At 35.8% G+C, this 21300-nt stretch carries 18 protein-coding genes; 10 read left to right on the top strand and 8 right to left on the bottom strand.

All coding sequences use genetic code 11. The annotated features are described in order from the left end of the window. Window positions 1-134 precede the first annotated feature (134 nt). From H2O64_RS04200 to H2O64_RS04180, 5 genes are all read left to right on the top strand, one after another. On the top strand, window positions 135-3425 hold the full coding sequence (locus H2O64_RS04200; protein ID WP_187560893.1) for an amidohydrolase family protein: 3291 nt from the start codon (window positions 135-137) through the stop codon (window positions 3423-3425). A 318-nt stretch (window positions 3426-3743) separates the two neighbouring features. Next, entirely contained in the window at window positions 3744-6971 is a 3228-nt protein-coding gene (locus H2O64_RS04195) for a VPS10 domain-containing protein (protein WP_187560892.1), read from the top strand. 4 nt (window positions 6972-6975) lie between these two features. Beyond that, a complete protein-coding gene (locus H2O64_RS04190) occupies window positions 6976-8892 on the top strand; it encodes a S9 family peptidase (protein ID WP_187560891.1) in 1917 nt (638 codons plus the stop codon). Between the two features lie 105 nt (window positions 8893-8997). Further along, entirely contained in the window at window positions 8998-9579 is a 582-nt protein-coding gene (locus tag H2O64_RS04185; protein WP_187560890.1) for a superoxide dismutase family protein, read from the top strand. Between the two features lie 79 nt (window positions 9580-9658). Beyond that, a complete protein-coding gene (locus tag H2O64_RS04180) occupies window positions 9659-10852 on the top strand; it encodes an LETM1-related biofilm-associated protein (RefSeq protein ID WP_187560889.1) in 1194 nt (397 codons plus the stop codon). Between the two features lie 154 nt (window positions 10853-11006). Here the strand turns inward: H2O64_RS04180 and H2O64_RS04175 are convergent, their stop codons facing one another. Then, window positions 11007-11330, bottom strand: coding sequence for a hypothetical protein (locus H2O64_RS04175; RefSeq protein WP_187560888.1), 324 nt, complete (start codon window positions 11328-11330; stop codon window positions 11007-11009). A 476-nt stretch (window positions 11331-11806) separates the two neighbouring features. On the opposite strand from H2O64_RS04175, the gene H2O64_RS04170 reads away from it, so the two are divergent. After that, window positions 11807-12451, top strand: coding sequence for a porin family protein (locus H2O64_RS04170; RefSeq protein ID WP_187560887.1), 645 nt, complete (start codon window positions 11807-11809; stop codon window positions 12449-12451). Window positions 12452-12620: 169 nt separating this feature from the next. Here H2O64_RS04170 and H2O64_RS04165 read toward each other — a convergent pair whose 3' ends face one another. The 5 genes from H2O64_RS04165 to H2O64_RS04145 all read right to left on the bottom strand — a co-directional run bounded on the left by H2O64_RS04165 (window position 12621) and on the right by H2O64_RS04145 (window position 16325). Further along, window positions 12621-13376, bottom strand: coding sequence for a LytR/AlgR family response regulator transcription factor (locus tag H2O64_RS04165; protein WP_187560886.1), 756 nt, complete (start codon window positions 13374-13376; stop codon window positions 12621-12623). Window positions 13377-13574: 198 nt separating this feature from the next. Next, complete coding sequence (locus H2O64_RS04160) at window positions 13575-13910, bottom strand: 2TM domain-containing protein (protein WP_187560885.1); 336 nt, start codon at window positions 13908-13910, stop codon at window positions 13575-13577. Between the two features lie 16 nt (window positions 13911-13926). Further along, on the bottom strand, window positions 13927-14286 hold the full coding sequence (locus H2O64_RS04155) for a 2TM domain-containing protein (RefSeq protein ID WP_215907123.1): 360 nt from the start codon (window positions 14284-14286) through the stop codon (window positions 13927-13929). Next, window positions 14277-15638 (bottom strand): 2TM domain-containing protein, encoded by a 1362-nt coding sequence (locus tag H2O64_RS04150; RefSeq protein WP_187560884.1) that lies wholly within the window; start codon window positions 15636-15638, stop codon window positions 14277-14279. The genes H2O64_RS04155 and H2O64_RS04150 overlap by 10 nt, the downstream gene beginning before the upstream one ends. A 60-nt stretch (window positions 15639-15698) precedes the next feature. Further along, a complete protein-coding gene (locus H2O64_RS04145; protein WP_187560883.1) occupies window positions 15699-16325 on the bottom strand; it encodes a tetratricopeptide repeat protein in 627 nt (208 codons plus the stop codon). A 439-nt stretch (window positions 16326-16764) separates the two neighbouring features. On the opposite strand from H2O64_RS04145, the gene H2O64_RS04140 reads away from it, so the two are divergent. Further along, window positions 16765-17223 (top strand): hypothetical protein, encoded by a 459-nt coding sequence (locus tag H2O64_RS04140; RefSeq protein ID WP_187560882.1) that lies wholly within the window; start codon window positions 16765-16767, stop codon window positions 17221-17223. Window positions 17224-17230: 7 nt separating this feature from the next. On the opposite strand, the gene H2O64_RS04135 is transcribed toward H2O64_RS04140, so the two are convergent. Then, a complete protein-coding gene (locus H2O64_RS04135; protein WP_187560881.1) occupies window positions 17231-17617 on the bottom strand; it encodes a hypothetical protein in 387 nt (128 codons plus the stop codon). Between the two features lie 96 nt (window positions 17618-17713). Between H2O64_RS04135 and H2O64_RS04130 the strand changes: the two genes are divergently transcribed. After that, window positions 17714-18370: a hypothetical protein gene (locus tag H2O64_RS04130; RefSeq protein WP_187560880.1), complete on the top strand. Its 657-nt coding sequence runs from the start codon at window positions 17714-17716 to the stop codon at window positions 18368-18370. A gap of 95 nt (window positions 18371-18465) precedes the next feature. Here H2O64_RS04130 and H2O64_RS04125 read toward each other — a convergent pair whose 3' ends face one another. After that, on the bottom strand, window positions 18466-19737 hold the full coding sequence (locus H2O64_RS04125; protein ID WP_187560879.1) for a phosphatidylserine decarboxylase: 1272 nt from the start codon (window positions 19735-19737) through the stop codon (window positions 18466-18468). Between the two features lie 214 nt (window positions 19738-19951). Here H2O64_RS04125 and H2O64_RS04120 point away from each other — a divergent pair, with 214 nt between their 5' ends. Together H2O64_RS04120 and H2O64_RS04115 are read left to right on the top strand one after the other, a co-directional pair. Further along, window positions 19952-20695 carry an FISUMP domain-containing protein gene (locus H2O64_RS04120; protein ID WP_187560878.1) on the top strand — a complete coding sequence of 248 codons (744 nt, stop codon included), beginning with the start codon at window positions 19952-19954 and terminating at the stop codon, window positions 20693-20695. A gap of 58 nt (window positions 20696-20753) precedes the next feature. Continuing rightward, window positions 20754-21281 carry a GNAT family N-acetyltransferase gene (locus tag H2O64_RS04115; RefSeq protein ID WP_215907122.1) on the top strand — a complete coding sequence of 176 codons (528 nt, stop codon included), beginning with the start codon at window positions 20754-20756 and terminating at the stop codon, window positions 21279-21281. Window positions 21282-21300: the final 19 nt, after the last annotated feature.

Raw genomic sequence — 21300 nt, 5'->3', positions numbered from 1 at the left:
TCACAATCCAAAAAGAATCTGTTGCAATATGTCAGAGACGCCCTATTTTTAAGACTTTCCCGAAACACCTTAACACTCTTTTAAGAAATATTAACATTATATTGGCTAATTTAGAAAGCTAAATCAACAACCAAATGTTAAAAGCCAATCTTTCTATCCTTTTGGGATTATTCTTCGTTTGCAGTGCGCTTGCACAAGACAAAAAAGAAACTGAAAAATGGGACGTTTCCAACCCTAAAGGAGACTTCAATTATAAAGACCACAAATTTACCACAACCGAAGGTACATGGATGAATTTGGACGTAAGTCCAGACGGAAAAACCATTGTATTTGATCTGTTAGGTGATATTTATAGCATGCCAATTTCTGGCGGAAATGCCAACGTTTTACGCACAGGAATTCCGTTTGAAGTACAACCACATTTCAGTCCCGATGGTTCCAAAATTCTATTTACAAGTGATGCTGGCGGCGGCGATAACATTTGGGTGATGAATGCGGATGGTTCTGATGCGAAACAAATTACGAAAGAAAGTTTTCGCCTCTTAAACAACTCTACGTGGATGCCCGATGGAAATTCGTTTGTTACCCGAAAGCACTTTACCTCTGGAAGATCACTTGGTGCAGGAGAAATGTGGCAATATCACATCACTGGCGGATCTGGTTTGCAACTAACGAAAAAGAAAAACTCACAACAAGACGTCAACGAACCTTCTGTTTCACCAGACGGTCGCTACTTATATTACAGTGAAGATATGTATTCGGGTGGAGCGTTTCAATACAACAAAGATCCAAACAAGCAAATCTATGTCATCAAACGCTACGATTTTCAAACAGGAAAAACAACACGAGTTACTGGCGGACCTGGTGGCGCATCGCGTCCTCAAATATCAAAAGATGGAAAAAAACTTGCGTTCATCAAAAGAGTTCGTACAAAATCTGTTTTATATCTCCACGATTTAATAACGGGCGAAGAATGGCCTTTATTTGATGCTTTAGACAAAGATCAGCAAGAAGCGTGGGCAATATTTGGTGTCTATCCAAACTTTAGTTGGATGCCGAATAACAACGAAATTGTGTTTTGGGCTGGTGGAAAAATTCACAAAATTGATATCAATTCCTTAAAAGTAACCAACATTCCTTTCAAGGTAAACGCTACGATTAAAATTGCAGAAGCGATTTCGTTTGATACGCCTGTTTCACCAGATACATTTGATGCGAAAGTAATTCGACAAGCAGTGACTTCTCCCGATGGAAAAACCGTTGTATTCAATGCAGTTGGTTATTTATGGAAGAAAAACTTACCAAACGGAACGCCGAAAAGAGTAACCAACGGAACTGACTTTGAATCAGAGCCTAGTTTTTCGCCTGATGGAAAAGAAATTGTATATGTGACTTGGAATGATCTAAACTTAGGTTCGGTTCGAAAAGTTTCTATTAATGGTGGAAGTTCTTCGCAACTAACTTCTGACAAAGGAAGTTACAGAACGCCTTCGTTTTCTCCAGATGGAACTCATATCGTATACCGAAAAGAACGCGGAAACAGCGATCAAGGATTTACATTTGCTAAAAATGCTGGAATCTACACGATGAAAGCGAATGGCAGCGATTCAAAATTAGTTACGCAACAAGGTGAATATCCTATCTTTTCAGCAGATGGAACACGAATTTTCATTCAAACTGGTGGAACGTATTTTGGAAACCTAACCAAATCGTTACACAGCGTGAATCTTCAAGGAAACGACAAACGCACGCACTTTACGTCAAAATATGCAAACAGATTGGTGCCAAGTCCAGACAACAAATGGATTGCCTTTTCACAATTGCACAAAGCGTATGTTGCGCCAATGATTGTAACAGGTCAAACGGTAAACTTAGACAACAAAACAAAAGCATTTCCTGTGGCTCAAATTGCGAAAGATGCTGGTGTAAATTTACATTGGTCGGCAAATAGCAAAAAAGTGATGTGGACACTAGGAAACGAATACTTTTCAAATGAAATCAAAAATAGATTTACCTATTTAGACGGTTCACCCGAAAAAACTCCTGAATTAACTACGGAAGGAATCAAGATCAATCTAAAGTTAAAAACAGACAAACCAAGTGGACGAATTGCATTCTTAAATGCGAGAATCATCACGATGGATAATGAAGAAGTAATTGAAAAAGGAACAATTCTCGTAAAAGACAATCGCATTGAAGCCATTGGAAAAGCGGCTGATGTAAGAGTTCCAAGCGGAACGAAAACCTACGACATGACAGGAAAAACCATCATGCCCGGAATGGTTGATGCGCACGCACACATTGGCGCATTCCGCTATGGATTAACCACACAAAAACATTGGCAATTCTACGCAAACTTAGCGTTTGGAGTAACCACAGCACACGATCCATCTGCAAATACGGAAACTGTTTTTGCATTATCAGAATTAGTAAAGAACGGTACGTTAGTGGGTCCACGACTCTACTCTACCGGATTTATCTTATACGGAGCTGATGGCGATTTCAAAGCTGTTGTCAACAATTTGGAAGATGCACGTTCATCAATCAGACGTACAAAAGCATTTGGCGCCTTATCTGTAAAAAGCTACAATCAACCACGACGTGAGCAACGTCAACAAATATTACAAGCAGCGCGTGAAGAAGGAATTTTTGTCGTTCCAGAAGGCGGATCAACATTCTATCACAACATGACGATGATTATGGACGGACATACTGGCGTAGAACACAACATTCCTGTTTCGCCTGTATATAAAGATGTATTAGAATTGTGGGGAAATAGTAAAACTGGCTACACGCCAACTTTAATTGTAAATTATGGTGGCATCAACGGTGAATACTATTGGTATCAAAAAACGAATGTTTGGGAAAACGAAAAACTATTAAAATATACACCAAGAGGAATTATTGATGCACGCTCAAGACATCGTACCATGATTCCAGAAGAAGAATATAAAAACGGGCACATTTTAACATCTGAAACGGTAAAAGCATTAGCCGATAAAGGTGTAAAAGTGAATCTTGGAGCGCATGGACAATTGCAAGGACTCGGCGCGCATTGGGAACTTTGGATGATGGCACAAGGTGGAATGTCGCCAATGGAAGCATTGAAAACGGCAACAATCAATCCAGCGGAATACATTGGCGCAGGAAACGATATTGGTTCGTTGAAAGTTGGAAAACTAGCCGATTTAATCATCCTAGATAAAAATCCTTTAGACAATATTAGAAATACTGAAAGTATTACGCACACCATGATTAACGGACGTTTGTACGATACAGAAACAATGAACGAAGTTGGAAACGAAGCAAAAAATCGCTCACAATTCTATTGGGAAAACAGCAAATACAACGGAGCATTTCCGTGGCATGACGAATCTAAAAGTTTTTCAAGACCAGGCTGTGGTTGTCATTTGGGACACCAGTAGTTTTGAAATGATAAATGTTGAATTATAAATTTTAAATGTAAAGGTTTGACTAAGCGTCACTTCGAGTGAAATTCGATAGAATTTTGTATCGAGAAGTACTTTGAAGTTTTACATATTAAACTTTAAATGATTTTAATAATCTAAGCATCTCGACTCCGCTCGATGTGACAACATACAACAGGTCAACACTTCGATAGCTACGCTAGGTATTTTCATTCAAAATGTATTTTGATTTCAATAATGCTCAGTGTAAACGAAATAACAAAAAGACAAATCAATAAAAAAACGAATAACAAAGAACCAAAAACCAACCTAAGAATGAAAAAACTAATCCTACTACTACTCGCCTTTTCTGCGCTAAGTGTCTCTGCACAAGAGTTCTCTATGGAAACGGTAAAAAACATGAAACCGCGTAATATTGGTCCTGGTGGCATGAGCGGACGTGTGACAGCTATTGATGTTGTGACCAATGATCCTGATGTCATGTACGTTGGAACGGCTTCTGGTGGACTCTGGAAATCTACTTCTGGCGGCATCAAATGGAAACCACTTTTCGATAAAGAAGTTACGGCTTCTGTCGGTGCTGTTGCGATTCAACAATCAAATCCAAGTGTAATTTGGGTTGGAACTGGAGAAGGAAATCCAAGAAACAGTCTCAATGGCGGTTACGGAATCTACAAATCTTTAGATGGCGGAAAAAACTGGAAACTCATGGGATTAGAAAAAACACGTCACATTCATCGCGTGATTATTGATCCTACAAATCCAGATGTTGTATACGTAGCAGCAATTGGTTCACCTTGGGGCGTACATCCTGAACGTGGCGTTTACAAAACAACCGATGGTGGCGAAACTTGGAAACAAATATTATTCGCAAATAACAAAACTGGAGCAGCTGATTTAGTGATGGATCCAACAAATCCAAACAAATTAATTGCGGCAATGTGGGAACACAAACGCGATCCGTGGTTTTTCAAATCGGGTGGTGAAGGTTCAGGTTTACACATTACACACGATGGTGGAAAAACGTGGAAAAAACTAACGGATAAAGAAGGGTTACCAAAAGGTGAACTCGGACGTATCGGAATTGCCATCGCGCCAAGCAGTCCAAATATTATTTATGCTTTAATAGAAGCTAAAAAAAACGCTTTATACAAAAGTGTTGACGGTGGGTTCAAATGGACAAAAGTAAGCGACAAACCTGGCATTGGAAATCGTCCTTTTTACTATTCTGAAATCTACGTAGATCCGCAAAACGAAAACAGATTATATACAATTTTCACGTATGTGAATGTTTCTGAAGATGGCGGAAAAAACTTCAAACAGTTAATGCCAGCGTATGGCGTAGACAATGGTGTGCATCCTGATCATCACGCATGGTGGATTCATCCAACGAATGGAAAATTCATGATTGACGGAAATGATGGAGGAATGAATATCACGAAAGATCGTGGACAAACCTGGCGTTTTATCGGGAATCTTCCGGTGGCACAATTTTATCATATCAATGTAGATAATGAGTTTCCATACAATGTATATGGCGGAATGCAAGATAACGGTTCATGGCGTGGACCTGCGTATGTGTGGAGAGCGCAAGGAATTCGCAATTCGTATTGGCAAGAAATTTCGTTTGGTGACGGATTTGATGTGGTTCCTGATAAAGACGATTCACGTTACGGTTGGTCTATGAGTCAACAAGGTTTTGTATCACGTTATGATTGGATGACGGGAAACAATTACACCGTAAAACCAACACATCCAGATGCGAAAGTAAAACTACGTTTCAACTGGAATGCAGCCATAAATATTGATCCTTTTGATAATAACACACTCTATTTCGGAAGTCAGTTTGTACATAAAAGTACCGACAAAGGTTTGACGTGGGAAGTGATTTCTAGTGATTTATCAACCAATAATCCTGAAAAGTTAAAGCAAGCTGAAAGTGGTGGATTGACCATGGATGCAACCGGAGCTGAAAATCATTGTACCGTTTTAGTCATTGAACCTTCTCCGTTGGAACGAAATATGTTGTGGGCAGCAACCGACGACGGACGCGTTCATATTACTAGAAATGGTGGACAAGAATGGACCGAAGTGACCAAAGGATTAAAAGGTTTGCCAGAAGGAAGTTGGATTACGCAAATTAAAGCTTCTAATAAAAAACAAGGTGAAGCATTGCTTATCGCGAATGATTATAGACGATTTAACTACGAACCGTATGCGTATAGAACCACTAACTATGGAAAAACATGGGAACGCATTGTAGATGCTTCTGATGTAGAAAGTTATACCTTATCCATTGTAGAAGATCCTGAGAATAAAAACTTGTTATTTTTAGGAACTGATGATGGATTGTATGTTTCACTTGACGCAGGAACTAAATGGCAAAAATGGACGGCAGGATTTCCAACGGTTTCTACGAAAGATTTAGTGATTCAACCACGTGAACAAGATTTAATAATTGGAACATTTGGTAGAGCTGCTTGGGTTTTAGACGATATTCGTCCGTTACGTGCGATTGCAAAAGACAAAAGCATTCTTGCTAAAAATATTGCATTATTTGAACCACCAACAGCGTATCAAGCAGCGTATCAACAACCTACCGGAAGTCGTTTTGGTGCAGATGCAACCTATCATGGAGAAAACAAAAGAGGTGGCGCGATGATTTCATATTATTTCAATAAGAAAGATATGCCAAAATCTGATAAAAAAGACTTGGAAGACGAAGCTAAAGAAGATGAAGAATCGAAAGACGAAGCAAAAGAAAATGACGAAAAGAAAGTAAAATGGGATTCGTTGAAATTGGAGATTTATGACAATGGAAAACTAATTCGCACCTTAAAAAACAAAGCTCCAAAAGAAAATGGAATTCACAGAATGTATTGGGGAATGGACGAAAAAGGTGTCGACAGACCTTCAAGAACCATCTCGAAACGCAAACGTGAACGCGGTGGAATGGACGTAAAACCTGGAACGTATCAATTAAAAATGACCTACGGCGATCAAATTTCTGAAACTACGATTAAAGTTGCAAGTGATCCACGTTTGAATGTTTCTCAGAAAAATATCAACGAAACCTACGCTGCTGGCAAGAAGCTTCAAAATATGACACAAACTGCAGCAGATGCTGTAAAACAGTTGGTAGAAAGTAAAAATGCTGCAAAACAATATCAAACAGCACTCGGTAAATTAGACAAGAAAAAACACAAAGATGCTATTAAGGAATCTAAAAATATCATCAAACGAATTGATGAAGTGATTGCGTTATACTTAGGTAAAGTTGACAAACGACAAGGAATTACACGAAACCCAGAAATAACTGTGATGCAACGTATAGGTTCGGCAGGTTGGTATGCAGGTTCGCGCCAAGCTGGATTGACCGATACAGAACGCCAATTGATGACACATGCGGAAGACGCATTGAAAGATGCATTAGACAAAACAAATACATTTTTTAATGACGAATGGAAAACCTATCGTTCTGCTATGGAACAGATTGATTTAAAACCTTTTAAAGAGACAAAATCATTTCAACTAAAAAATTAAGATCATGAAAAAATTAAGCCTATTATTCGCACTAATGCTTTTTATAGTTTCCTGTAAAGATGATAAAAAGCAAGCTGACAAGAAAGACGTTGCCAAAAATGTGAAGGAATATTCCATTGCGCAAATTATGGATAACGAACGTGTTTTTGGCGGAAGTTTTTCTCCTGACAAATCAAAATTATTGATTACGAGTAACCGTTCAGGAATTTTCAATATGTATACAATTCCGACTGGTGGTGGTGATTACACACCAATTACACAATCGGACAGCATCTCTATTTATGCCGTTTCTTTCTTTCCAGAAGATGAACGCATTTTATATCGAATGGACAACAATGGAGATGAAATTTTTCATCTTTTTGTGAAAAACACCGATGGAACTTCAACTGAATTAACGACCAAAGAAGGCGCAAGAGCTTCCTTTTTTCAGTGGGCAAAAGATAAAAAGAGTTTCTTCTATCAATCCAACGAACGCGACAGTCGCTATATGGATATGTATGAAATGAACTTGGAAACATTTACATCAAAACTCATCTACAAAAATGACGAAGGCTATAGTATTGGTGGTATTTCGGATGATAAATCGCGTTTAGCAGTAAGCAAAAGTATCAACACAAATGACAGCGATTTGTTTGTGTATACGATAGCGACTAAGAAACTTGCGAAAGTAAATACGCAACTAAGTTCAAATTCGGCAGAAGAATTCTCAAGTGACAACGCAGCTTTATATTATACAACAGATGCAGATGCTGAATTTTCATATTTGATGAAATACAATTTGGCAGATGGGACACGTGAAAAGGTGCTCTCAAAATCTTGGGATATTTCGGGAAGCTATCATACTACGAATGATACGTATCGAGTTACGTACATAAATGAAGATGCTAAAAACACCATTGAAATTCAAGAAGTTGCGACAGGAAAAAATATTGACTTGCCAAATTTTGATAACCAAAGCATAACGAATGTTGGTTTTTCTTGGGATGAAACTAAAATGCGCTTATTTGTTGGTGGCTCTAATACGCCTTCTAACTTATATGTGTATGATTTAAAAACGAAAGACTTAAAACAACTCACCAATACGCTGAACAAAACGGTTGAACTTAAAGATTTAGTCACCGCAAAAGTAATTCGTTATAAATCGTTTGATGGCACTGAAATTCCGGCAATTTATTACTTGCCGCATCAAGCTTCCGCAGACAAGAAAGTTCCTGCATTGGTTTGGGTTCATGGTGGTCCGGGTGGGCAATCGAGGCAATCTTTTAGTCCATTAATTCAATATTTAACAAATCATGGATATGCGGTACTTGCCGTAAATAATAGAGGAAGTAGTGGTTACGGGAAGACATTTTATAAAATGGACGACCAGAATCATGGTGAAGGTGATTTACAAGATTGTGTGGAAGGAAAAAATTGGTTGGCTTCGCAAGCAGAAATTGACGGAGATAAAATTGGAATTATTGGCGGATCGTACGGAGGTTATATGACGATGGCAGCACTTACATACACGCCAGAAGAGTTTGATGTTGGTGTAAATATTTTTGGTGTGACCAACTGGATTCGTACCTTAAAAAACATTCCGCCATGGTGGGAATCATTTAAAGATGCATTGTATTTAGAGCTAGGAAATCCGCATACTGCCGATTCTGTTCGATTGCGAAGAATATCACCACTTTTTCATACCGATAAAGTAACCAAACCATTAATGGTATTGCAAGGCGCAAAAGATCCGAGGGTTTTACAAATAGAATCTGATGAAATTGTTGCGGGTGTAAAGAAAAACGGCGTTCCTGTGGAATATTTGCTATTTGAAGATGAAGGACATGGTTTTGTTAAAAAGGAAAATCAAATAGAAGCTTACAGCGGAATTTTGAAGTTTTTAGATCAGTATTTAAAAAAAGAAACACCATTTAAAGATTAAATCACTTGCCAGTAAATTTTTTAAACGCAATTAATTTTTTGCTTATGTTTAATTATCTACTTACCTTGTAATCACGATTTAACACTAAATAAAGACCAAAAAGTAATGAGAAAAGGAATATTAATAGCAGCTTCAGCACTACTGATGTTGTCCGTAAGTTGTAAAGGCGAAAAGAAAGAAGAAACGCCAAAAGCAGACGAGAAAAAGGAAACTGTAGTACCAAAAACGACAGAAACCAAAAAAATAAAGTTCGCTTTAGAACCAAAAAGTGATAGTAAAGTTTCTGGAAGAGTAGTGTTTACAGAAAAAGATGGTGTTGTAAAAATGAGTGCCATCATGGAAGGATTAACCGAAGGAACACATGCAATTCACATTCACGAAAAAGCAGATTGTTCGTCTCCGGATGGAAAATCAACTGGTGGACATTGGAACCCGACAGCACAACCACATGGAAAATGGGGCGTTGCAGAAGGTTATCATAAAGGTGACATTGGAAACTTTGAAGTGAAAGCCGATGGACTCGGAACGGTTACTTTTAGTACTGACCAATGGTGCATTGGTTGTGGTGATGAAACAAAAGATATTGTTGGAAAAGCAATTATTGTGCATCAAGGAACCGACGATTTTGTATCGCAACCTTCTGGTGCAGCTGGCGCACGTGTAAGTTGTGGCGGAATTATTCAATAAGAAATTAAAAAAAATAGTATATTGATAAAGCTACTTCTTCCAAAGTAGCTTTATTTTGTTTTCATAATTACTAGATAGCATGAACCCATCTGCAAAAGGCTGGATAAAAAAGTTATTGGCACAATATCATGCGCATATTGCGCAACCGACTTCCTATTCTTTAGGCGAATTTTACAACGATTTAAAGTCTTGTGGATTTATCTATGGAACCAACTTCCGCACACTTTTTGATAAGATTGATGCAACCGATTTGACAGACGAAGAGTTGTGTAAAGTGAATATGATTTTGTCATTTCTATTTATACATGAAAAATACAACTCAGAAAAGGATTTTGTGGAGAGCGTAACCAGTTTTTATAATCTGATTGATGTTTATAAAAGTTCGTTTTTTGAAGAATTATTTTTGGGAAAGAAAAAGTCGTATGACTTGCTCGAAAGCATGCTTAATAAGCGTATCGCGATTGACGATAATGTAATTACAAAGAACTTCAATTACTTCATCACAAACACATTATTATTTGTAGATGTTTTGGCGTATGAGAAATACATCCAAACTGGCGAAGTAACCGATTTATACCTCAGAAATCTAGAAGCGACCATTGAAACCATCATTTTTGCGGCACTTGATTTAAAGAAAGAAAAGACTACCTATGATGAAAGCTTGATTAAATTGTTTGAAGCTTCTTTTCGATATCATAATCGAACGCGTCTCGCGTATGAAGATGTATTGCATTTTGTAACCAATCCGCTAACAAAAAATTATATTATCGATTTAGTGTGCATGACGTTTTGGACTGATAAAATGATTGACAATCAAGAACGTGACTTTTTGAATCGTTTAGGAAAAGATTTAAAAATTCCGAATGAAACACTTCTCAAAGCAACTGATGATATTCATTTGTTTTATACTGAACACAAAGATGATATTGCCTTATTAAAATCGCGCAATATGGTACAGAGTTTTTATGAGAACTCTAGCAATATGGTTACGAAATTGATTAATAGAAATAAAAAACGTTTGGCTACGGAATTGTATGAAAGTAAAGAGTTGATGATTCTGCTAACGCAATCGACCACACGATCACTTACCGATGAAGAACAAAAACGTATCAAAGATCAATTGTTAGATATTTTTAAAAGCATTCCGAGTTTGGCAATTTTTATGTTGCCAGGCGGCATGTTGTTGTTGCCGTTTGTCATCAAGTATATTCCAAATATTTTACCTTCTGCTTTTGATGATAATCGTGTGGATGATGATCAATTAGACCGCTAGTGCTATTAGACTTGTTCCCGCGTAGCGGGAATCTCTTGGATTGTTGGATTAACAAGTAAAAACTTCATCTCCAGTTTACCATTAAAATTTCTTCCAAAAGGAAAAGCATCCTTTCCATAAAAAGAATGCTTTTAACCTACGTGAATATTGATTATTATTTCTTTACAAAAAGACCTGAGAAAGAAATTACATTCTTTCCAACTGCAAGTCCACCAGCCAATCTAATTCCGTTAATTCCAGTAGTTGTATTAGTATATCCAGCACAACCAACATAATTATTTGGTCTGTCTTCAAATCCACTGAATAAAAGTGATGCACCAGCTATACCGCCTTCATCAAAGTGATAATGAATTGCAACTATTACGCTAACATCTCCCATTGTAAAATTACCTTTTCCTTGTCCGTTGCTGTTGTTTGCATCAGTAATTTCTAAAACTGCTCCTGAATCTCCGTTTATGTATGTTCCTACTAAACTCATAATTAAAAAATTTAAAATTAAATACTTACTCTATTTTAGGCTTTTCAGCGTCCGCCTTTACTATTGTTTTGGATTAATCACAGGTCAAAGATGTCTGATTATCAATCGAAAAGGAAAAGAAATGAGTCAGTGAACCATTACATTAAGTGAATGGATACTATTTTTGAGTGAAGGAATTATTGTTAGATTGTTAGACTTCTTAGATTGTTGGAGCACTTCGCTTTTGGATTGCTTTGCTTTTTGTTTATTTCTTTGTTCTTTGTTGATTTGTTTACTCTGAGGTGAGTCGAAGTATTGTTTGTTGTGTGTTGTGTGTTGTGTGTTGTGAAAGAACTACTTTTTAATTTAAAATTTTACATTTAGCATTTTTGATAATTCTACTAATTATAAGTTAAAATTTATAAATTACGACCAGCACTTGTTTTAGAATTCAAATATTCTGAGTAGCTTCACGTTGTACATAAAAACTCTATCTCATGAAAATATTGAATATCACTTTAGTAATCGCTTTTATTTTTTCTTTCAATTTTTTGAATGCACAAGACAATGATCATCATGATGACGATTATTCAACATCTAAATTTAGTTTTGTGACATATGGCGGAATTGGATATGCCGTAGTTGATAACGATAATGAACCAAATTATAATTTAAACGCAAATTCGGCCGATTTTTTAATTAATTATCGCATTGGAAAACGATACGGAATTGCAACAGGAATTGGAATTAATCAATTGAGCGGAACTGGTTTTAGCTCGGCTGGAAACTTCTACCACGAACGCGGATTGCTTAAAATTCCCGTATTGTTGAGCGTGGATTATAATTTATCCGAAAAAGTACGTTTAGTTGCCAATATTGGATTGTATGGACAAACGATTTTGAAAGACGAGTATAGTTTTGTTGGTGGAACTGTGGAAGATGTATACGAAGGTTGGAATTTTGGTTTTCAATCAGGAATTGGATTGGCGTATAATTTCAATCAAAAAATAAGCTTGGGAATTATGGTTCATAATCAAGGAGATTTTACACGAATTGATAGTGATACAAGCAAAGGAATTACTGACGAACAAAAAATAGTTGGATTGAATTCTATTGGATTGTTGTTTGCGATTAATCTGTAGTTTTAGACTCACTTCGTTCTTAGAATGTTAGAGCGCTTCGCTTTTAGACTCGTTCCCGCGTAGGCGGGAATCTTTTGGAGCGCTTTGCTTTTAGAATCGCTGCGCTCTTGTTTGTTCGTTTGTTAAGAAACACTTTTACATTTAAAATTCAACATTTAGCATTTATAATTTAGCTCAGCCAATTCTTAAAATCTTTGACGCGTTCTCTACTGACGATGATTTCTTGTTCTTTGAAATTGTGTAGTTTTAATTGTAAACGCGAGTTAGTGTAACTTATAATGTCTTTAATGGCGTTGATATTGATGTAAAACTTTCTGCTTACGCGATAGAATATTTCCGGAGATAATTCATCTTCTAAATGCTCTAAGGACGTTTCTAAGAGATAGTTTCTGCCTTCTGTGGTAAATACGTATGTTCCTTTGTTTTCGCTGTAAAAACATTCGATTTCATCAATTGGAATCATTTTTATGTGTTGTCCAACTTTTACCGTGTATCTTTTTTTATAGGTACGTTCAATCGGGTTGACCAATAGTTTTTTGATATCGTCAAAGTTGAGCTGTACATTTTGTGTTTGTGGTGCGCGCGCTTTGTATTTTTCTACGGCAGTTACGAGTTCGTCTTCATCAATTGGCTTTAGTAAGTAATCAATACTGTTTAGTTTGAAAGCTTGCAATGCATATTCATCATACGCGGTTGTGAATATAATTGCTGACGTGATGTCCACGACTTCAAATATTTCAAACGATAATCCGTCAGAAAGTTGAATGTCTAAAAATATCAAATCTGGATGCGGATTCGCTTGAAACCATTCTACAGATTCTGCTACGGAGTGCAACATAACTTCTACCTGCATGTCTTCAGCTTCTAACATTCTGTTGAGTCGGCGCGCTGATGGCTTTTCGTCTTCTATGATGATTACTTTCATTTCTCTTGGTTGTTTGGTGTTGGGTCGCTTTGCTTTTAGATTCGTTCCCGCGTAGGCGGGAATATCTTGGAGCGCTTTGCTTTTAGATCGCTTCGCTCTTGGTTTTTTGTTGATTTGTTATTCGTTATTCGTTATTCGTTATTCGAAAGAAACACTTTTACATTTAAAATTTTACATTTAGCATTTAGCATTACAAAGTCATTCCCAATTACGTTCGTTTTTAGACATGTATTTTTTTATTTTACGCTCTTCCCAATTTTTTCCAAATAGTACACCAGAACCAAATGCACCAAATGCATGAAATACAATTCCGATTCCCCAGAAAAATGCCGTAGAGAAATGTCCAAATTCCCAGAAGTTATCGCCTTCATCCATGTTTAATGCAATGATGGTTAGTAAAAAGACATTGATAATGATGTATACTGCAAAGTGAATGTAGAATCCTTTTATTTTTTCTACTTTTTTTCGTGCGTATATGTAACGCTCTTCTTCAGCGTAATCTTTAAATTTTGATGATGATGGTAATTTTTTCATGATTCTATTTTTTATATTATTTCCAATTACGAGTATCCTCGCTCATGAATTCTTTTATTTTTCGTTCTTCCCAGTCTTGCCCAAATTTACCATTGGTTATAAAGACATTGATTCCATGCAACACGAGTCCGATTCCCCAAAGAATCCATAAACCAAAGTTGTCGCTGTCTAATAAAGCTTCTAGAAATGTGTCTCCTTTGTCCATATTTTCAGTTACTTTAATATACAAAAAAATGGAATTAATGATTAAGTATACAAAAAGGTGTATGTAAAACCCTTTTAGATTATCTACTTTTTTCTGAACTCTCATATATGCTTCACTGCGCATTTTTGACTCGTTTCTATCGTTTAGATTGTTATTTTCAATTAGTTCCATCTTTTGCGTTCTTCTTGTTCCATGTATTCTCTAATTTTTCGCTCTTCCCAGTTTTTCCCAAAACGTCCATCTTCAATATATACACTCATTGCATGGAAAGCTAATCCAATTCCCCATCCAAACATTGGAAACCAAAACCAATGGAATTCTGGACTTGTTCTCAAGTTTATGAATACTAAAAACGGAATGACTAAACAATAGGATAATACGTTATAGTAAAACTCTTTTAAATTTTCTACATGTTTGCGTGCTTTGATATATTCGTCGTCCAATGGATTTTCTCCTGAACCTATGGCTTTATTTCTCATAATTTCTACTTGTTTTGTGAGCATCGGAAGTGCTACTTGGAAATCCGACGCTGTTTTGTTAATATGTACTTCGCGTTCTGTAAGCAAATCGTATCGTTGTGTGATATTATTTAAACCTACGCCACTACTCTTTTTTACTATTTGTTTTTCTTGAAGGTTGTTTTGGACAATTAAATTTCCACCTTCTTCGTATATTTTAATGCGTAACGGTTTTGATGGCGTTACCATGTTGTGTTTTACCGCGTTTTCAAGCAATAGTTGTAATGATAGCGGCACTACTTTACTTTCAGGATTGCTAGCTGCTTCTGGAATTTCAAAAATGATACTGTCTTCAAAACGCATTTTTAAAATGCTCATGTAAGTTTTTGCAAACTTGAACTCTTCATCAACCGTAACTAATTCTTTGTTTTTTTGTTCTAATACATATCGATATACTTTAGAAAGTCCGGATGTAAACTTTTGCGCTTGACGCGGATTTTCATCGATTAAAGAACTGAGCACATTTAAACTATTAAATAAAAAATGCGGATCTAGTTGATTTTTTAAAGCATCAAACTGTGCCGAAGCAGTTCCTGCAATAATTTTTTGCTCCGTAACTTTATTTCTTTGTAATTCTTTGTAAAAGTATATCGCATGAAAAAATACAGAGAAAACAATGGTGATGAGTAATGCTATAAAGTAAAATGTTAGCCCTTGTGAGTTGATAAATTCTGCATACGATTGTCCTTCAATCAGCATTTGATGTACCATTCGCACTAAAAACACCGTAAATATGGTAATGAATACCGAACCAACAATTCCAATAAGCAATCGATACTTTTTTGTGGTTTCCGTCCAACTTACACGTGTATTGATATAATCAAAGAAATAGGAATTTACCAAACTAATCGGAATAGAGTACAAACAGTAAACTCCATAGTTTTTCAACATTTTTCCGTCAAAAAGGATGACTTCTCCAGAGGTATAGCTGAGTATTAAATCTATGCCCCATAATATAAGTGCAACGATACTTCCGACAAATACTATTCTACTAAATTCCTTCATTTTTGAGTCTTTACGTGTGCTTTACTTCAAAGATACTAAGGTTTTTTGAACGTTTGTTACTTACTTTTTACATTCTTCAATTAAATATACAGCTCTGTCTTTTCCCCAACTTGGATGAAATGCTGTTGCAGGTTCATATTTTTCAAATAATGTGAGTGCTCTGTCATATTCCTTGCAAAATGGAGTTGTGTCTTTTCCAAAAAAACGTGCGCTTCCCATATCCCATTCTCCTTTGCACAATACAACTCTAGGATTATCTTTGTCAATTGCCATTGCTTTCGCGTAAATTTCAGCTACTTTTTGTCCATACATCATTCCGTATGTTGCGCCATCATGCGCTACCCAAACTGTGTATAACATGGCTTGTAGTACCATAATCTCTGAATTGTTTGGCGAAATACTCGTTGCATGATCCAATTGTGCTTGCGCTTTCTCTAATTGTTGTGAAAGTTTTGTTTTGTCTTTAATCGCAAATCCACTCATAATATTTATTTGCGCTGCATAATACGATGGCAACCATTCTTCTGGCGCAGCTTCTGAGATCCGCTCAAATAAATTTACCGCTTCGTTGCTTTTGTTTTCTTCTAATAAAGAAAATGCTTTTTTCATTCCTTTTTCGTACTTCGTTTGGGCGTTTACGGTGATCCCGATAAAGACTAGACTTAAAACTACTACTACTTTTTTCATTGTTGTTCTCTTTTTGATTGTTTGACTTTGTTTAAATGACTTCTCAGATGATTGAGATTACAAATTTGACGATGATGAATGCGATACTGATCATTTTTTGATTGATTTAATTAATTTGATTGATGGTTCAAATATCTTACAAACAACCTTCCTGTGAAAAAAGAAACTACTGAATTGTAATTTTTTCAGGATGAATTGTCATTTGGTTGTTGGTTGTTAGGTTTTGGTGCGCTTTGCTTTTGGGTTGTGGGTTGTGGGTTGTGGGTTGTGGGTTGTCGGTTGTGGGTTGTGGGTTGTGGGTTGTGGGTTGTGGGTTGTGGAAAGAACACTTTTACATTTAAAATTTATAATTTCTCAGAAAATCTCCCTACGAATAGGTATTTCGCGGTGTTTTAGAATTTTTTACTTTTAAAATGCTAAATCGAAAAAGACCTTTCACATGACTCACGACATAAGTGCATTAGAATATTTCTTATCAATTACTATTAGTTTGCTACTTCTTTATAATTTTCTAACCACCGTATTATTCTGTTTTCAGAAAGAGCTTTTGACAGAAAATAAAAGTGTTCGTATTTTTCAACGATTGCTTTTAGTAATTATATTACTCGCGATGTTTGTGTATGTATTTAACACAGAAAACATTCCGTCAGAACTAACAGAACTATATGTACTTCCTTGGATTTGGGGATTTTTGGCAAGTCACATTTTTATAATTCGCAAAAAACGTTGGTTCAATGAACTTTTAGGATTGGGGGTTTTGCTTGCCATCACAATTGTTATCTTTTTTAAACAAGAAGATCTCATTCAAGAGAAGAACAGTAGTGTGTATTTTTTATATTTGATTTTAGGCGTGCTTCTTGGAGGTGTTTTTTGGCCAACGGTTAAGAATGATATTTGAAAAGCAATCAGATAGTTTCTATTGATTCTTCACTCCTATTCATAATTCTTGTCTTGTAATGGAATAAACATAATATGTTAAATGCCAAGTTGATCCCAAACGGAATCAATAAAATTCTAGACGAATAAAATAACATTGGGCTACAGAATAATGATGGAAATAAAAAGGTGGCAACTTTTTCCCAATTCTTATAAAAATCAGGAATCGCGAAGTAAATGGTATATAAAAGACCACTTGCTATTGACCAAATTCCAACACCAATATACAGCAATTGAATTTCGCCTGAACGATCACCAATAACGATTTTAGCGAATGCCCAAGGAATGACAACATTTAATAGTAATGCGAAGAAATAAAAATTTCGAACTAATCTTCTAGCAATCTTTTTTGACATGAATGAATTTATAATAATCAAAGATAGATTTTCAAATGTAGTTCTGCTTGATTATGCTAAAAAATGTATATTTGAGTAACTTCTAAATAAAAATAATTGAAAAAGAATACCGCATTCCCTATCACTTTACTCATAAGTATTTTGATTTTTTCATGTACGTTACAACCAAAAAAGAAAGAGAAAGCTGCTAACCCTGAAAATGAATTATTTATTGTTGATGAAACTTTTTGCATAGATAAGAATCTACCCAAAATTGAATTCAGTGTAGAATATCCAAAACACATGAAATTTCTTCCTGCTAAACCTTCAGAATTTCCCAATCAAAATTATGCTATTATGGGGAAATATAGAAATGCAAGTACTATATTAGAAGCGATACAAATAGAAGCATTGTATGCTACAGATTCTTCAAAAAAGAAGATTGATAAACAAAAAACGTTACGCTATATACTTAAAGGATATCGTAATTTTTTTGCATCATTTACTGGTGAAACGGGCGTATTTAAAGTAAATGGAAAAGAATATGCGATGATGAGAGGAAAAGTAGAAGGTCGTTTTTACGGTACAAATGCAGGAACATTAACTGGCAAATACCTTATACAATCTGTGATCGTTATGGGTAATGAAGAAACTTCTAAAGGAATTGTTTTGACAATGATGGCCGACCAAGAAAGAACAGAAATTAAAACCTATGATGATTTTGTTACCAAAGGCGATTTAGGCGAAATTTGGCAAACGCTTGAATTTTATTAATATGTTCTTATTAAAAAACAAAAAAAACGCCGCAACTACTCAACGTAAGATAGTTGCAGCGCTTATGACTTTATAACGAGGCTAAAGTCTATAATTTACTGTACATAAATTGCTGTTTGTCCGTATTGGAAGTGAATTGGAACATGTCCTGGATCTCTTTTAAACATGTATAAATCTTTTTGTGGTTTTTCGAATAACATGATAATGTCCGAACCACCAAATCTGAATTTCCCAAATTCTTGTCCCTTTACAACTTCTTTTCCTTGAAGCTGATCTATATACATCATTACACCTGAAACTTGTGCCATTCCAATAGGAAGAATTGCTACTTTTCCAACTTCTGGACCTGCATCCACAATGACCAAACCACGTGCTTGGTTAAATTCATAACCATCTCCTGCTCCATCTGGCGCGTCCCATTGTCCGTCAACCATATTTACATTTAGGTATACTTTTCCTTGAATATCTTTTATTTCTAATACTTGTCCACTTACTGGCGTATGGAAACGATGATAATCATACGGTCCTAAGAAATAATGCACAAACGTTCCTCCATAAAAATCACTAGCATATTCACTACCATCCAATAATTCTGATACGGTTCCAATAGCATGTGTATGCTTTAATCGCGCTTTTGTTTTTTCTCCATCTGGACCTAACACATTTCCTTCTGCATCAATTGGATAATCTTCTTTAAATGTACAATCTGCTGGTGCAGCAATCGTTGTATTGTCATTTGGTGCTGCAATTGGTCGTAATGGCGAAATTCCTGTGTCTGCATTCGCATGATTAAATTCTCTGTAAAAGAATTCATTAAACGTTGTCCAACTAGAAGCATTACCTGCATATAACGGATAATTGTACATTGGGTTGTGTTTGAACGAATACAAACTTTCTTTTGTTAATGATTCTGTTGTATCCAAGAAACTTCCCCAAGCTATAGCAAACTCTACCAACCAAGCGGCAAACTTTGGAAAACTTTGCATGGAAACATTCGTTTCTGGTACTTTTTGATCAACTAACCAATAGAATTGACATAATAAATCGTATACTTTTTGGTTGTAACCGTTGGATGTATCTGTACTTGTCCAAGCATATGGATAGTTTGGATCGCTAGTTTCATCTGGCACCAAACGTACATACATATCTAAGTAATCATAATATTTTTCAATGGTTGTTGGCCAAGCATTTCCGTTAAATTCATCATTCATAGCGTTATATAAATCAGAATTCAAATCAGCTACCGCAGCAGCATTTGCAAGGTTTAAAGAAGCAAGCAATGCCACTTCCATTTCTGGATTTCCAGCCAATAAGGTTTTTAAATCTTCTACTACTTTATGATGTTTGTGTATTGAGGTATTTCCCATGATTTTAATTTTTAAGGTTAAACTATTAATCTTTATAAAAGTATACAATTAGTATAAAGAGAACTAGCGTACTACATCGTGATTTAAAAAGCACGTATAATTGCGTACTATTAATTGACAACGATTTTAATAATACCTATTCATACACTTACACTTGTGCATACGTCGGATTATAGATATCTTAGTTGTTATATATAAAAAAGCTATTTACCCTATGAAAAAATTACTTCAACTTTCCCTCTTCACTTTTTGTACATTACTTTTTATAAACTGCTCTAGCGACGATGATACTACGGCGCAACAACCTGGCGAACAAGCTGTTAATCCAGTTATTGAAACTGTGACCGATATTGATGGAAATGTCTACAACACCGTTCAACTTGGAAATCAACTTTGGATGCTCGAAAACTTAAAAACCACCAAGTTTAATGATGGAACAGCCATCAGCGAATGGACATTTGGCGACAATTGGAATCAAGATAATCGAACTTTTCCTTTCTATAGATGGGCAGATACTTCTGATTTAAACAATTTACATGATGAAGAATTACCTGAAGATTTTTATGGAGCTGTGTATAACGACGCGGCATTAAATTCTGGAAAATTAGCACCAGAAGGTTGGCGAATTCCAACGGAACAAGATTGGATTGTACTAAAAAGTCTGATTTCAGCAGATGGACAATTAGGAAACGAAGGAACCGCATTAAAATCTACTACGGGTTGGGCTGCTACTAGTGGCGTAGGAACCGATTTATATGGCTTCAATGGTTTGCCAAATGGTTATGTGACTAATTTTGGAACTTCTACAGCTGTGGGTGTTATTTGTACTTGGGCTACTTCAGATACAAATACTACTGATCTAACCAGAAGAGTTATCAATATTCTTGAAAACACAATGGAATTTGATGATAATTCTTGGCTACTTGGCGCCGGAGTTCGATGCATTAAGATTCAATAACAATATTCATAAAAAAATGTAAATTCGATGTTATATATTAGATGATAACATCGAATTTATGCTTCATAAAATGATAACCATACGAAAAGCTACTATTGAAGATTGCGAATTGATCGCCACTATTGGGAAAACTACTTTTTTAGAAACCTATTTGGTAAATACACCCAAGGCAGCTGTGGAAGCTTTTATTGAAAAAGCGTTTGCCATGGATACCTTAACGAAAGAATTACGCAATCCAGCTATTCACTATTACATTATTTATCACAGTACTAAAGTTGCGGGGTATTCAAAAATTGAACTCAACATACCGAATCAAAATATTGATGCTGCACAGATTACTAAATTGGATCGGTTTTATGTATTAAAAGAATTTCACGGTCAAAATGTAGGTGCGCAATTGTTCAACCATACGATTGTAGCTTCAAAAAAACTCCAACAACACGGAATATGGTTGTACGTTTGGATTGAAAACAAACGCGCGATTAATTTCTACACAAAAAATAACTTCAAGGTCGTTGGTTACTATGACTTTGTACTTTCTGAAACACGTTCCAATCCTAATGATGTGTTATATTTGGAATATTAATTTGATTTTTTCGCTTTCG

The organism is Kordia aestuariivivens (genome assembly GCF_014397005.1).
In the GTDB taxonomy this organism is placed as follows: domain Bacteria; phylum Bacteroidota; class Bacteroidia; order Flavobacteriales; family Flavobacteriaceae; genus Kordia; species Kordia aestuariivivens.
Note: the sequence above shows the minus strand (reverse complement) of the source record. Positions and strands in the feature narration are given on the sequence as shown.

Coding starts and splice junctions, on each gene's coding strand:
- H2O64_RS04155 (WP_215907123.1), bottom strand. CDS start 14,286: ATGGAACTAATTGAAAATAACAATCTAAACGATAGAAACGAGTCAAAA.
- H2O64_RS04165 (WP_187560886.1), bottom strand. CDS start 13,376: ATGAAAGTAATCATCATAGAAGACGAAAAGCCATCAGCGCGCCGACTC.
- H2O64_RS04120 (WP_187560878.1), top strand. CDS start 19,952: ATGAAAAAATTACTTCAACTTTCCCTCTTCACTTTTTGTACATTACTT.
- H2O64_RS04145 (WP_187560883.1), bottom strand. CDS start 16,325: ATGAAAAAAGTAGTAGTAGTTTTAAGTCTAGTCTTTATCGGGATCACC.
- H2O64_RS04150 (WP_187560884.1), bottom strand. CDS start 15,638: ATGAAGGAATTTAGTAGAATAGTATTTGTCGGAAGTATCGTTGCACTT.
- H2O64_RS04185 (WP_187560890.1), top strand. CDS start 8,998: ATGAGAAAAGGAATATTAATAGCAGCTTCAGCACTACTGATGTTGTCC.
- H2O64_RS04125 (WP_187560879.1), bottom strand. CDS start 19,737: ATGGGAAATACCTCAATACACAAACATCATAAAGTAGTAGAAGATTTA.
- H2O64_RS04190 (WP_187560891.1), top strand. CDS start 6,976: ATGAAAAAATTAAGCCTATTATTCGCACTAATGCTTTTTATAGTTTCC.
- H2O64_RS04200 (WP_187560893.1), top strand. CDS start 135: ATGTTAAAAGCCAATCTTTCTATCCTTTTGGGATTATTCTTCGTTTGC.
- H2O64_RS04115 (WP_215907122.1), top strand. CDS start 20,754: ATGCTTCATAAAATGATAACCATACGAAAAGCTACTATTGAAGATTGC.
- H2O64_RS04195 (WP_187560892.1), top strand. CDS start 3,744: ATGAAAAAACTAATCCTACTACTACTCGCCTTTTCTGCGCTAAGTGTC.
- H2O64_RS04160 (WP_187560885.1), bottom strand. CDS start 13,910: ATGAAAAAATTACCATCATCATCAAAATTTAAAGATTACGCTGAAGAA.
- H2O64_RS04135 (WP_187560881.1), bottom strand. CDS start 17,617: ATGTCAAAAAAGATTGCTAGAAGATTAGTTCGAAATTTTTATTTCTTC.
- H2O64_RS04170 (WP_187560887.1), top strand. CDS start 11,807: ATGAAAATATTGAATATCACTTTAGTAATCGCTTTTATTTTTTCTTTC.
- H2O64_RS04175 (WP_187560888.1), bottom strand. CDS start 11,330: ATGAGTTTAGTAGGAACATACATAAACGGAGATTCAGGAGCAGTTTTA.
- H2O64_RS04140 (WP_187560882.1), top strand. CDS start 16,765: ATGACTCACGACATAAGTGCATTAGAATATTTCTTATCAATTACTATT.
- H2O64_RS04180 (WP_187560889.1), top strand. CDS start 9,659: ATGAACCCATCTGCAAAAGGCTGGATAAAAAAGTTATTGGCACAATAT.